Annotated in this window: 12 protein-coding genes; 4 read left to right on the plus strand and 8 right to left on the minus strand. The window is 39.2% G+C overall.

The window, feature by feature from the left end; translation table 11 throughout:
* Positions 1-19: 19 nt before the first annotated feature.
* Complete coding sequence (locus LV92_RS02670) at positions 20-238, plus strand: helix-turn-helix domain-containing protein (RefSeq protein ID WP_085496324.1); 219 nt, start codon at positions 20-22, stop codon at positions 236-238.
* Positions 239-409: 171 nt separating this feature from the next.
* Here the strand turns inward: LV92_RS02670 and LV92_RS02675 are convergent, their stop codons facing one another.
* Positions 410-1,300 carry a nucleotidyl transferase AbiEii/AbiGii toxin family protein gene (locus tag LV92_RS02675; RefSeq protein ID WP_085496325.1) on the minus strand — a complete coding sequence of 297 codons (891 nt, stop codon included), beginning with the start codon at positions 1,298-1,300 and terminating at the stop codon, positions 410-412.
* Positions 1,287-2,060, minus strand: a complete 774-nt coding sequence (locus LV92_RS02680) for a type IV toxin-antitoxin system AbiEi family antitoxin (RefSeq protein ID WP_085496327.1) — start codon at positions 2,058-2,060, stop codon at positions 1,287-1,289. The genes LV92_RS02675 and LV92_RS02680 overlap by 14 nt, the downstream gene beginning before the upstream one ends.
* A 764-nt stretch (positions 2,061-2,824) precedes the next feature.
* On the opposite strand from LV92_RS02680, the gene LV92_RS02685 reads away from it, so the two are divergent.
* The 3 genes from LV92_RS02685 (at position 2,825) to LV92_RS02695 (ending at position 3,857) form a co-directional block, all read left to right on the plus strand.
* A complete protein-coding gene (locus LV92_RS02685; RefSeq protein ID WP_085496329.1) occupies positions 2,825-3,112 on the plus strand; it encodes a helix-turn-helix domain-containing protein in 288 nt (95 codons plus the stop codon).
* Between the two features lie 9 nt (positions 3,113-3,121).
* Positions 3,122-3,304, plus strand: coding sequence for a hypothetical protein (locus LV92_RS02690; RefSeq protein ID WP_085496331.1), 183 nt, complete (start codon positions 3,122-3,124; stop codon positions 3,302-3,304).
* Positions 3,305-3,614: 310 nt separating this feature from the next.
* Positions 3,615-3,857 (plus strand): hypothetical protein, encoded by a 243-nt coding sequence (locus LV92_RS02695; RefSeq protein ID WP_085496332.1) that lies wholly within the window; start codon positions 3,615-3,617, stop codon positions 3,855-3,857.
* 831 nt (positions 3,858-4,688) lie between these two features.
* Here the strand turns inward: LV92_RS02695 and LV92_RS02705 are convergent.
* The 6 genes from LV92_RS02705 to LV92_RS02730 form a co-directional block, all read right to left on the minus strand.
* On the minus strand, positions 4,689-6,077 hold the full coding sequence (locus LV92_RS02705; RefSeq protein ID WP_111622092.1) for a pectate lyase family protein: 1,389 nt from the start codon (positions 6,075-6,077) through the stop codon (positions 4,689-4,691).
* Between the two features lie 20 nt (positions 6,078-6,097).
* Entirely contained in the window at positions 6,098-7,606 is a 1,509-nt protein-coding gene (locus LV92_RS02710) for an apiosidase-like domain-containing protein (protein WP_111622093.1), read from the minus strand.
* Between the two features lie 295 nt (positions 7,607-7,901).
* Positions 7,902-9,356 (minus strand): DUF1593 domain-containing protein, encoded by a 1,455-nt coding sequence (locus LV92_RS02715; RefSeq protein WP_111622094.1) that lies wholly within the window; start codon positions 9,354-9,356, stop codon positions 7,902-7,904.
* A gap of 10 nt (positions 9,357-9,366) precedes the next feature.
* Complete coding sequence (locus LV92_RS02720) at positions 9,367-10,791, minus strand: DUF1593 domain-containing protein (RefSeq protein ID WP_111622332.1); 1,425 nt, start codon at positions 10,789-10,791, stop codon at positions 9,367-9,369.
* 5 nt (positions 10,792-10,796) lie between these two features.
* Positions 10,797-12,077 (minus strand): nucleoside hydrolase-like domain-containing protein, encoded by a 1,281-nt coding sequence (locus LV92_RS02725; protein ID WP_111622095.1) that lies wholly within the window; start codon positions 12,075-12,077, stop codon positions 10,797-10,799.
* A gap of 58 nt (positions 12,078-12,135) precedes the next feature.
* A complete protein-coding gene (locus tag LV92_RS02730) occupies positions 12,136-13,563 on the minus strand; it encodes a nucleoside hydrolase-like domain-containing protein (RefSeq protein ID WP_111622096.1) in 1,428 nt (475 codons plus the stop codon).
* Positions 13,564-13,585 lie beyond the last annotated feature (22 nt).

Genomic DNA, 13,585 nt, shown 5'->3' on the forward strand with positions numbered 1-13,585 from the left:
AATCAAATTCAATAGATTTATGACTCCGTTAGGATTATTTTTAACCAAAAAATCGGTAAATCGCGCCATGGTCTCAAGACGAACAGGTATTAGTCAGGCTAGGCTTTCCCAATTAAGTTCTAATGAATCTACTAAACTTCGGGCGGATGAGCTCTATTTGATTGCCTTGGCAATAGACATTGATCCTTGTGAATTATTAAAGGAAGTATTTAAAGGACTTAAACTACCTAAAGAGTAAAGACTGTTGGCATATATTTTAATTGTTTTAAACCAATATAAGTATGCGGAATCAGAGTTTTAGAGATATACTAGATACTTCATATATTCAACGTACAGCATATGCATTCTGCTAAAATATAATTTTAAGTGGCTTGTAACAATTGAATAATTTGAATTGTATAGGAGGCAATTATAATCTATCCTTTAATATATTGATTAGCTTGCTGTGTTTTTCAGGGTTTGTTTCCTTTAGCTTTTGTAAGTTTTGCAATTTCCATTGCACAGCAGGAAATCCTTTAAAATTGTATAAACTCCAATCTGGAGTAACATTTTCAAAATTCAACAGAAAATCTTTATCGGCAGTAGTTAAACTTTTATGGATGTTTTGAATTAGTAAATTCCGGGTGGTTTCAAAATCATCATAGGTAAATGGTTCATTGCTCATTCCGTCGAATTGATTGGTCATTGCGGAACGCTGATCCAATAGGTTTGGGAACAACATTTCATATATAGGTCTCTTACTTGCTAAAAGGCAAAAAAGAAATCCTTTTTTTATTTCATCAGCAAACCCCTCATTTTCTAAAAGATATTTAACATCGAACAAATCCCTCGGGTGCTGACGGTCCAGTGCGGCGCATATTTTTCCTCCGTAGAGTTGTCCTATAGGTACCACATGAATGGAGCAAAACGCATCAAAAGCCGTTTGTGCTTTATGACACAATCCTATTTCTGTTACCGGTGCTATTATGCCTCGCATCGCTTGGCTTACTTCCAGTTTTATTTGGGCCTGATTATTGGTAATTAAAAGCTTGAGTTCTTTTTCTTTATGTGATATTCGAGCATTTGGTATAATAGTTTCAATATTGGATTTGATTCGCGCGAGTGCTTCTGAAATATGGACTAAGGAAGTATTCCTATCCTCAACTGGAATATATGTTAAATCAATATCCACTGAAAGTCGAGGCATTTCTCGAAGAAAGAGATTGATAGCAGTACCACCGTGAAGAGCAAAGTTATTTTCTTTTGCTACTTCGGGTAGTACACTTAACAGCAATGAAACTTGGGATTTATAATTCTCCATTGGCTAGTTCAACTGGAACAGTTATTTTATATTTTGGGTCATAAACACCATTCTTTACAATACTTCGTTTTCCACTTCCCAAATTTATTTTATCCATATTCAAGTGTTTTACCCAACTATGGTTGGCTTTTTCAGCTAGATACATAAATAGGCGGTTTACCTTGATGGAGGTACAGTTTTCCAGTAAATCTTGAACAAGATTGGGTCTTAGATTGTTTAATCCCTCCATTAGTTGGTAACACTCTACTAATTCTTGATGTTCTGGCGCTAAAAATAGGCACTCTAACATGGCCCTTGCGGCACTGGACACTTTTATTGAGTAGGTTTTTAGTTCTACTTCAACAAGGCCTATATTAGATGGTAGAAATGAAGAACTGTGATAATCCAATTTTACACCCCAGTCATGTTGTATACACCAGGTGGGCAGCTTTTCTTGTTGCCCACCAAAAAGTGTTACCTTATTTGGTGATAGTTCCAAATAATGGGATTTACCAAGTATGGATAGGGCTGTCTTGCCCGCAGGATGAATATACATCCCAGCTTGTACTTGAAGTGCATAGATTGCACCTTCATAACCGACCTTATCGCCCGAACGTATCATGGCACCGGTTCCGATTGAGGTAAACCAGTTGCTTTTTTTATACTTGTCAAGTAGCTGATTAGAAAACCCTCTTTGAGTTAGCCATGCGGTCAGATAAACTATTGAAGATGGCTTTGATTTTAGAAGAGAGTTTATTTTTTGTTCTTTTTTTAAACTCATGGTTGATAAAATTGATTTTTTTTAAACCAAAGTAAATATATAGTTTATTTTTTAAACTGTATGTAAACCATTGGTTTATGTAATATGTTTTTTTTAAACCAGATATTATTAAAAATTGATTTTTTTTAGCCACATTATAAAATCGGCTTAAGAGCTACTTTTGAATTAATAGGCCTCGGGAATATCCAAATAAATTAAAGGGCCTTTTACGAAGGCTAGTGGTATAGTAAAAATCATCAAAAGTCCTCTCTATGAAACCTTTAATTAATTAACTCATGCATATACATTAAATATTGCCTACAAGAATTTATAATAGTGACTAACTTACCATAAAAAACGTACTATCGAAATAGAGATGAACAAGCTGGTTTTATCAATATCAATTTGTGTCATAACGGATATTTTTTGAAAGTAAGGGGAAGGAAGAAAACTATTCAATTTTTGTGTATTGGCCTTCCTTTTCTATGATTTATATTCAGTCATAATAATGGAGCTACTTGCTAACATAATTTTAAAACGTCATTTCAATCTGAGCTTTAGAATACGATTTACCCTTACTTTGTTACAAAAAATTAAAAAAATTACCCTGACTTTGTTACAATAAATTGAAAGGGTTACGCTTTCACTGTTATAAATAATAGTGGAATTTTTCCTGTAAGCTCAATTTATGATATGATTACTCATTGATTCTTGAAAATAATTCTATTTAAAAAAGAGTATTAATATCCCCATAATTGCCATATTTGGGGAAAATATTACCCATTATGAAAAATAAGAGAGCTGTCCTTTTTCCAAAATACCAGAGGACAATGGGGCAATTAGGAGAGAATATAAAGCTTGCGCGTAAACGAAGAAAGCTTACCACTATTCAGGTATCCGAACGGGCAGGTATAGATAGAAAGACTTTGTATCAGATAGAAAAGGGGAATTCAAAGGTAGCGATTGGTTCATACTTTAATGTTCTGATTGCACTTGGTTTGCAAGATGATTTTTTAAAGTTGGCAACAGATGATGTATTCGGAAGAAAACTTCAGGACTTAGATTTATTATAACAGGGAAGAATGGCACAAGGTAAATTTGATATATCCGTTTATGCACATTGGCGGGGAATGCCAGAAGCTAAGATGATAGGTGTTCTTGTGGCCCATTATGCCAAGCGAAAAAAAGACGTTAGCTTCGAATATGATAAAGGTTGGATAAAATCAGAACAACAATTAATGGCAGCGGCATTTATGGATGGCTAGTTGTTGTACAAGTTAAGTATGTCGATAAAACTCAAATATTTTGACATATGCAGCATATATGTCGTTGGTATGGACATCTCGCCGTATTACATACATGGCCAAAAGTGTCCCATAAAAGCTCAATTAACCAAACTACTAAATTTTACCTAGTTTTAATAAATGAACGATTTATAGCACAAATATTTTATCTCTATCTTCATAAAGCAAATTTGAAAGTTCAAATACAAGGACATACCCGGTGAAAAAAAAGTTCGTCTTTGAATTAATTCATAATTGTACGGTTTTTGTAACTTTACTTTAAAATGATAATATGGGCACAGCAGAATTGAACAATACTAAAAAGGAGCTTGTTGGATGGATCCAATCTTTAACCGATGATTCTATTTTAAGTCTGCTTAGTTCCGTTAAATTATCCAGTGAGGGCAAATCCATCGACTGGTGGGAAGAACTTACAGAAAGTGATAGGGTTAATATTCTAAGTGGTATCAGAGATTATCAACAAGGTGAAACCATGAAATCCAATGAATTCTGGAACGGTTTGACCAATGGATAAACCTTACAGGGTAGAATGGACAAAAAGGTCTCTGATAAACGCCATTGCCATTAAAAATTACCTTATTCAAAAGTTCACTGTCAAGGAGGTCGTTAAATTTGAAAGATTGCTTCGGCAATTTGAATTAACGGTATCTAATTTCCCTACATTATATCCTGAATCAAAAAGTCAAAAACTTTTAAGGCGAGCGGTCATTCACAAAAACACAACTGTTTATTACATTTTCAATAAAGGCAAAGTGACGGTTGTAGCTATGAAGGATAATAGGAAAGAGAAGGCCGATAGATAACCATGGTTAAAGATAAGACACTAGTGTCATGATTTTTAATAGCTTAATAGTTAGGGTAGTTCTTAATTCCTTTTCCTGGTTCTGTAAAAAGAACTTTAATTGGGATCATTTTTTAATTTGAGCATTACTATTGGTGGGTATCTTTGCTAAAAATGAAGACACCTAGCTAATCTTGGAGTTTTCTATATTTGATGATATCTGATTTTCTTTGTAATTTTAACTCGTAAATAACACATAATCAATACGTTCTTGAGCTATTTATAAATCGAGTGTCCTTAAAGGGATTTGATTTTGATAAGTACATGCAAAATACTGATAATCAATCATTTGTAACAAGTAGTTGTATTCTGTCATCCCGACGAACCTAGAAATAGGTAGTATCAAAAAACACTGTTAATATTCTGATTATCAGTGTTTTTTTTGTTTTCTGTTTTTGGCAATTTTATTGGATGGCTCTGTAAATCTCCTGTTGGTAGAACTTAATTTTTTTAATACAGATTATTGTTTGATTGTAATTTTTAAAATTGGAGCCAGTGAAATTTCTACTCAATGGAATTTAAATATTTTTCCAGCATAGTATAACCATCGGAGGTCATTGTGTTTCTGTCAGTGGCATTATTGTAATCAAGATTGTTTTCTTTTTCCCAAACATCGGGCATACCATCATGATCGGTATCTATTGGGGCAGGCAGACTTTTTAATTCTGGCCAACCCCCAACATCATTTTGGGAATCAATAATGCCACTTGTTTTTGATAGATCTGCAATTTTATGATCTTTTTTATAAGTCGATCCTTCAAAAGTCGCAGCACCATTTTTTACCTCGTTAATAATACGGAGATCTACTGCATCACGTTTTGGCAAGGTTGTTCCGGCATTTTTAAGAACCAAAGCATAGGCTTCCTCAGGCAGCTGCTGCTGGATTGCTAATGCCTGCCATGGTTGTTCTAGTTTAAGCCCCTTAATGTATTCGCTGCCGTCCTGAGGCTGTACTCCTCCAAGCCAATTGTTCTCCGACACCCACTGATTGCCCTCAACCACATTGCCCGAAACATACCATTTCCCGTAATCGTCCGCCTTATTGCGTGACCATGGTGCTACTATACGGTGTCTAATTTCACCCGGTACTGTGGCTGGCCCGGCTTTATAATAATTTGCCACCATATTAATATTGGAAAAGTTGAATTTGGTATTGCCCACCTGGGCCACTTCACCCCCGTAGGCTGACTCATAACCCCAGTTGTATATTACGTTGTTCCGGTAGTCAACATTTCCACATCCCGAAGCAAAACGCGGGTTACGATTGGAATGGTTGGCAATTAAATTGTGGTGGTAGGTGCTATAATCGGATCCCCAGATGCCTCCAAAGCCATGATTTCCTTTTTGGTGATTGGATTTATATAGACTTTCAGAAATTATGCACCATTGCACCGTAACGTTCTTGCCATGGTAAATAGACATGGTTTCATCTATACTCCAACTTGCGGAAACATGATCTAAAATGAGATTATTGGTATATCTACTTGAGATGGCATCTGTTTCGTCACCTGATTCATCCCCAAGACGTACTCTAATATAGCGGATGATAACCTCGTCTGCATCTATCAGAAGTGGGCGTCCCCTTAAGGTAATTCCATCTCCGGGTGCTGTTTGTCCTGCTATGGTAATGTTGGGATTTTCAATTCGAAGATCACTTTCCAGTTTTATGGTTCCTGAAACCTTAAATACTACGGTTCTTGGTCCTTTGGTCTCAATCGCGGAACGTAAGCTTCCTTCACCACTATCTTTGATATTAGTAACCTCATATACATCTCCTCCGCGGCCGCCAACGGTATACTTTCCGTGCCCTTCAGCGGTGGGGAAGGCCAGTTGTTGTGCGCATGCACTAAGTCCAATTAATACAAACCCTATTGCTAAAACTGTTTGTTTCATGTTCCTCATTTTATATTTTACTAATCAATCCGAAGTACCAATATGGCATCTTCCCACCCGTTGGGCGGAATCATATCACGGGACTCATTTACTTTAAAGCCGGCTATGTTTTCCTTTTGGCCATCTCTAGGATAGAACCAATAAGCTTCGGCATCCTTTTTTAGTATATTGGTTACCTCACAATTTGAGTTGTTGGAAAAATAGACGATTACCATATCGTTCGATTCCGTGGTCACGGCAGTTTTTAGGTTTTCCCCTTCGCCAATTCCTAAGATACTATTCCCATTGGGTATCCATTGGTGCCACTTGTGGTCCATTAAAAATCCTTTGGCCACATTGGTTATTTGTATAGCACCAGGAAAATCCAACGCTTGCTGCCAGGTATAACCGCAATTGTAATCCCCCTCAATTCCCCGCATGGACCAGATGGGGCCTGCGCCGTAAGTATGACCCGCGCCACCGGCAAAGAAGGTTTGATAAAATTGTCGTCTAATTTTTACCGGTGTAACCCAACCACATACATGGCGATAGGAACCATATTCGTAGGATCCTTCTAAAAAAAGACTTGGTTTAATTGGTTTGTTCAATTGGTAATCCCCTAACATTGTTGGGTAGACTTGGTCAAGTTCGCGCCACACTTCAACGCCATTTGCCGTAAGCCATTCATCTGAATGAAACCATTTTGAAGAATTATCTGGGGCGTCCCCATCAGGGTGAAAAGTAATGAAGACCTTGTTCCATACGGAGTGTTTTTCGTTCCATTTCGGACGTTGGCCAGTAACACCCAGCGCTATGCCTTCCGCCATGGCGCGAAAAATATTACGCCTGTCCCATTGCTGAAGGTTGGCGTTTTTATCATAACCATCAATTTGGGCTTTTGCATCGCCCCCAAGAATCCAGATAATATTAGGTTCATCTTGGTAGCGTTTGCCTAAAAATGCCCCATAAGTTCTGGCTTCGTCCTCAGAAAATTCCTGTTGTGCCCCACCCATCTGTGGTGTAATATAGGCACGGCCCCAGCAGGGCAGTAGAGCTAGGTACAGCCCTCTTTTTTTAATCGCCTGGACCACATAGTCCATATGGTCCCAATAATCATTAGGAGTGGAGGGGCCTCCACCAGAAACCACAAGAGGTTCAGAGGTATTTGGCATATCTTCGCTACCACTAAAAGGACGAAAACCATAGGTGTTGGCTGCATTATGCGGTCCCATTTCCATTCCTCCTCCATGTGGATACCAGAATGCCACGGTTTGAATGACCGTAAAACCAAGTTTTTGTCGATTTTCCAGGTAAAGGTCAATTTCTTCCCGCGTCAATTGCTGGACCATGCCCCATCCGGTATCCGCTATCCATAGAAATGGGCTGCCATTTGTATGTTGTATATAGTGTCCATTGGAAGAAACTTCTAACGCACCATTTTGCCAAGGTGTTTGGGAGGTTGCAACAAGGGACAAACTAGTTAATGCGACAAACAATAACCTTTTTATGAAGGAGCTGAATACTTTAGTAGTGGTTTTTATTGAGTTCATTTTTCTTTTGTTTTAGTTGGGTGGGGTTTTAAAAGTTTATTTGGGTCAAGCTATGATCAGACCACTTTTTCGTTGGACTCATGAATATACAGGAGCTGTTTATGATCGGAAACTTATTCTTATTCGATATTGACATAGGTGGCAGGTGATTGATTTTGTGTGTCAACTTTTAGGCCCATCAATAGGAATGGTAAATAAACTGGCCATCGCCGATCCAAGGATTTAATTCGCGGATTATATAGAATATAGTTTTTTAATCGCCCTATATAAATTCCTTGGTTAACCATTTTTAATACTATTTAATTGTAACAACTATGCGCTGGTATCTGGTTAGCGTTGGTGTACCATTGTCCGTTACTTCGCATATGATGTGTATATTTTCACCTTTCTCGGCATTTTTTGGGATTTTAAAGAAAGTATTTTGCTTTTGGGCATTTGGTATTTCAATGTTCCCTTTAAAGGTACCGGCTTCTTGGTATTGCCACCAGGAGTAGCTTAGTTGATCGCCATCGGGATCCAGTGTTCCTTTGGCGTTTAATTTAATTTTACTGCCAGGTTTTGCCGTAATATCCAGAGCGCTATTTAGTTTTACAATGGGAGGGTGGTTAGCTTCATTATAAGGTTTTGTACACCAATCGGCCCTAGCGGCAAAGTCGTTCTGTAATGCATCTGCCCATCGGGTAATAGGTTTAAAATAAGCATTCATTAAATCTAAATTCTTAGGATAATCGTTTCGCATGTAGTTTCTTCCCCATGCGGTTTGGGTGTACCATCGTCCTTCTGGATATTTATAATCAGCTTGGGGAACCGGATCAAGCCAAGTATTTTCCCTAACCTTGATATAGCGTCCGCCCCAACCCCCATAGTCCGGAGATTCTAAAGAGCGGAGTCCTGTTGGAATAATGTAAATAAACGCTGGTGAATCGCCTTCTGATCTAAAATCACCTTTAGATTTGGCATCACCTGCAATAAACCCTTCCTTATCATTACCACCTTTATACGCTTCATACAAGGAGCAAAGTGGACCGTGATTCTCCAAAATATTCGATTTCATCCAATCGCTTTTAAAAAAAATTTGTTTATCCTGGGGCATTATTTTGTCCCATTGATAGGCAACGGCCCAAAACTGATCACATATAATTGTAGGGATATTATATTTTTCCCAGTGTGGACGAATGTAAGATTGATAGGTGTCATCCTGTTCCCAGATAAAGAAAAAACGCAATTTTTTGGCAACATATGCCATCTTGTCAAAATGTTTTTCTTCAATGGTTTTTAAGGCCCTGGCAATGGTGTTGGTGCCTCCCCAAGCCTGAATCCAGATGGGTCTGTCATCGGATTCATCCAAAAGAACATTCGCAATATGTGTAGATCCGGGGGTAATGGAGTCCATTTCCCCTTCACTTTCAACATTTCCAAGGAAATTAATCGATTTTAAATAATGGGGTGTAGGGTAATCCTTGCTGTGCTTGATCAGGTTTGGGTATACCTCCGCATAGGCCTCAAGATAGGGGTCTATCCAGTCATCTCCCGCCCATTTGTGGCCATGCCAATGGTATTGGGAACTTGAGGTTACAATGCCCTCAACATCCCACTCATTGGCGTAAAGTAAAAATCTAACCATGGAACACTCATCGTCTATTTCACCATCTGAGGTTACAATTATACGTTGTTTTTGGCTCTGACCATTTACTGAGGTATGAAAAGCAAAAAACAGAATTATGAAACTTGAATAAAGAATATTTTTCATTTTGCAATTGTTACTCTTCAATATTGACTATTACCCGTTCATATCGGGTTAAACGTGGCGAGCCATGGTCTGTTACCGCAAGAATAATATGCATGGTTCCCTTTCCTGAACCACCAATTCTACTCTTTGGTACGGTAAACCAGGCTTCAGGTTGGTCAAAGTTTTGAATGGTCAAAGGTTGTCCACTACGTGCGCTAGAGACTGAAAATGTGCCAGCTTCTTCATAAAAAAACCAATGGTATGAGAGGGCATCTCCATCGGGATCCTTGGAACCTAGGGCACTTAAAAGTATTTTGTCTCCTTTTTTAGCGACAAGAGTTTGTGCATGTCCAAGTTTAGCTACAGGAGGGTGGTTTGCCTTTTCAAATGGTAGGATAGTCCAATCCATTCTGGCGGCAAAATCGTTTTGAAAATCTTCTCTCCAACGCCAAATAGTTTCATGGTTGCCCGAGTGCCATCGGCCATCAGTACCTAAGACTTCGTCTACAGCATCGGAAAAGATAGGTCTGGTTTCTGGATACAAAAACCACTTTTGCATCCTTGGGGTATAATATTCGTACCTACCGCCCCAGCCACCCCATTCTGGGTGTTCAGGATAACTTAGACCATTATTGATCAATGCTAGGAATGAGGGTGTGTCTCCTTCCATTAAATAATCCCACATCGGGTACTCGGCACCCAAAGGACCTTTCTTCCGTATATTTTGATCCAGCCATTCGTTTGTGACGGTGCTAAAATCGGCTCCGTCGCAACGGGCATGAAAAAAATCACCGCTTATTCCACTCCATGTGGCATGATGATAGCCGCCACCTGCATTAAAACCAGGACTTACAATATAGAATAGTTCTGGAAATTCCTTGCGGATCCATGGGCCGCTATCGTCCTGATCGGAAATAGTGTAAACCCGTAGCTTCTTGACAAATTGTTCCAAATCTTTTTTTGAACGTGTTTCCCTAACTTTCCAGAGTGCCTGTGCCAACACATTTGGTCCGCCCCAAACCGTTACCCACAATGGCCTTGTGTCATTTTTGTCGACGACCTTAATTAATAATTCGGAGGCTGGGGAATCTTTTCCAACCCCAATAGCTTTTACTCCGTACTCCGGTAGGCCTTCTGTAATCTTGGACTTTAAATATTCTCCGGAAGGAAAACCTGATTCGTGTTTTTCAAGGTTATCCCTTACCTTATCGTAGGCCTTTACAATTTCTTGAATACGATAAGTGGCTACCTTGTTTTGTTGGTGAACAGATGTAGTAGCTGCCAATCCTTCAATATCATAGTGATTGGCGTATACCAAAAAACGGACCATGGACATGGCGTCATCCGGTTCATTTTCTATGTCGGTAAGAACAAATACTCTAGGCTTTTCTTGTGCAATGGCGGTAGTGGTTAGTAAGGCAATGCCAACTATTGCAATGAGGTTGTTAATTTTCATCCTTTTTATTTGTTTAGTGATTGCCATCTTTTAGCCCAATCCATTAAATAGGCTTCCCGATGTTTTGAAATTGTTTTTGCGCCTTGTTGATCGCCGATATAAAGGTCGGGAGCAGGCTTGTCGCTATACCAATTGGAACCAAGGGGGTAATCATTGGGAGTTGTTTTTCCTGGCCATGGGGTTGTACTAACAAACTGACCTTTTTGGGCATCCAATTCGGGGATGGTACTTTTGGTAAAATAGCTGCCGGTTTCCGGTTTTTTAGAGGAGTAGCGTACCCCATAAATACCATTGCCAAGGTAATATCCGGGCCAAGTTTGATTTGAAATCTCCAATGTAAAACAAATGGAATCTTGTGGAATGGGCAAGTCTGGACCTTTAAATCGCCATTCCAATTCGGCATAGGCGGCTACCGTATCATTCTTGCTGCTGTTTCCTTCAAAAATAGTTCGTGAGCTATTTTTGATCGGGGTAAAACTTCCGCCCCAACTTTCGCCCATTGGATTATTTGGGTCTCCATTCATCAAATATGCTAAGGATGGTGTGTCGCCCATTTTAATTTCGCCGTTATAGTAATTTTTAAAATTTTTCCCTAAGGCCCCTCTTCCCTGGATATAGTTGTTGTAATAGGATTTGCCTTTGAGTTCTTTGGGTGATTCGGAATCCATGAACCAGCCTCTGTAGGTGGCATTAGCTTCGATCATCCATAGGTTAGGGTGATTTTTTGCAATGTAGGCATAGGCATTGATGCTCCATTTTTTATTTGGACCACCAATCCAATATACCCTTATTTTTTCCTCAATTCCAGGTGCATCATGTAGCGCCTGTGCCAAATCTTCCAAACCGCCCCAGACCAAAATCCATAGGGGTTGGCCCGTTGTTCTATTGGCGCATTTAATGATCCATTCCGAACCTTCCGTGGCTTTATTATATCCTTTATATGGTGCCTCTAGTTTTGTTCCTTGTTTGCAAACTGCTCTCAAGGAATCTGGATGGGTCAAGTTCGGGAACTGTGGTTTTAATTCAGGTAAATCCTTTTCATATAGGTCTATCATATCTAGAATATCCTTTTTGCGACCATTGCCAAAGGGGGAAGAAACCAGGCCCTCTATTTGGAAAAGGTCGGAATACATCAATAAATGTATCATGGATTGAAAGTCGTCGGGATCGGTTCCTCCAATATCCGAACTGATCAATATTCGAGGTTTTTCTACAATTGGCTTACTGTTTATAGTTGCACAACTTTGTAGAATTAAGAAGGAAAATATAAAAATTAGTTTATTCATGGTCGTTTTGTTTTATTCCAAATAGGTGGATCAGTGTCTTCCAATTGTTAATTACCGACTAATTTGGAAGAACCGTCATTATTACACGCTTGTATCTTGACAACGCAGGGGTGCCCTTGTCCGATAGTTTCAAAATGAAATGAATGGTCTCCTTCTTTTTTACTATCGGAGCCCTAAGGTTTACCATATGCACGTTCTCAGCACCCAAATCTATTTTTTCTTTATATGAACTTTCCTCTGGATAATGGAACCACAAATAGCTAAGATTATCGCCATCAGGATCCGTAGATTTAAAAGCATCCAGGTTAAAGGCTTCGCCCGACTTTACCGTTAGTCGATTGGAATGGGTCAGTTCCGGTACGGGTGGGTGGTTGGCTTCCTCATAGGTTTGGGTGCACCAATCCATACGGGCGGCGAAATCATTTTGAAAATCTTCCCTCCAGCGCCATAACGTTACTTTGTTATCTTTGAATGTAATGGTATCCTTTTTAACGGAACGGCCATATTCCTTAGGAACGTAAGGGGTGTAATTATCATCGGTATTGGTCCAAATTGCCCTGGTCTCAGGAGCAATTTTTACAATGGAGCTCCCTTTTTTTGTTTTTGAGAAATCGGGTTTGTACAATTCATAGCGGCCGCCCCATGCACCCCATTCCGGATGTTCAGGTTCGTTAAGTCCGTTTGGTATTAACGATAAGAATGCTGGTGTATCCCCTTCTACGCCCCAAGCAACATCCGGATATTCAGCTCCTAAAGGCCCATGATTCTGTTGAATGTTTTGGGCTATCCAGATATTGCTGATCGAGCTGTTGTCTATTCCTTTTATGTAGCTATTGATACCCGTCCAAGTGGCAGTGCCGTAATAATCTCCCGGACTAACGATATAAAAAAGCTCAGGAAAATTGTTCCGTATCCAAATACCGCTATCATCTTGGTCCGAGATGGTATATACTCGGAGTTTTGAAATTAATCGTTGTGCTTCTTTTTTGCTTTTTGTTTTTCTAATTTGGTCAAGGGATTGAGCCAAAGTATTAACACCGCCCCAAACTGAAATCCACAACGGGCGATCATCTTTTTCTTCCAATACTTTGATTATCCACTCGGAACCCTCTGAATTTTTTCCGTCACCAACCCCCTTCATACCATATTCCGGAAGGCCGTTTTTAATTAATGCAGCCAATGCTTCTGGTTTGGGAAAACCAGCTTCATGTTTTAAAAGGTTGGGATGTACTTTACCATAGGCCTGAATGACCCGTTCTATGGATTCTGGGGCTATTCGGTGCTGTAACCAACAAGACGTTGTAGCGACAATTCCCTTTATGTCAATTTGGTTGGAATACAAAAGCAAACGTACCAAAGACTGTGTGTCATCAGGGTCGGCTTCAATATCGGTTAAAATAATTACCCTATTTTTTTGATCTATTTGGGCAAAAGTTGTGATAGAGGATACCAAACAAAAGGAAATAAACAGATAAAATGTTTTCATATCAATGAAATTAAGGGTTTTT

It is taken from the genome of Arenibacter echinorum (genome assembly GCF_003259375.1).
Classification (GTDB): Bacteria; Bacteroidota; Bacteroidia; order Flavobacteriales; family Flavobacteriaceae; genus Arenibacter; species Arenibacter echinorum.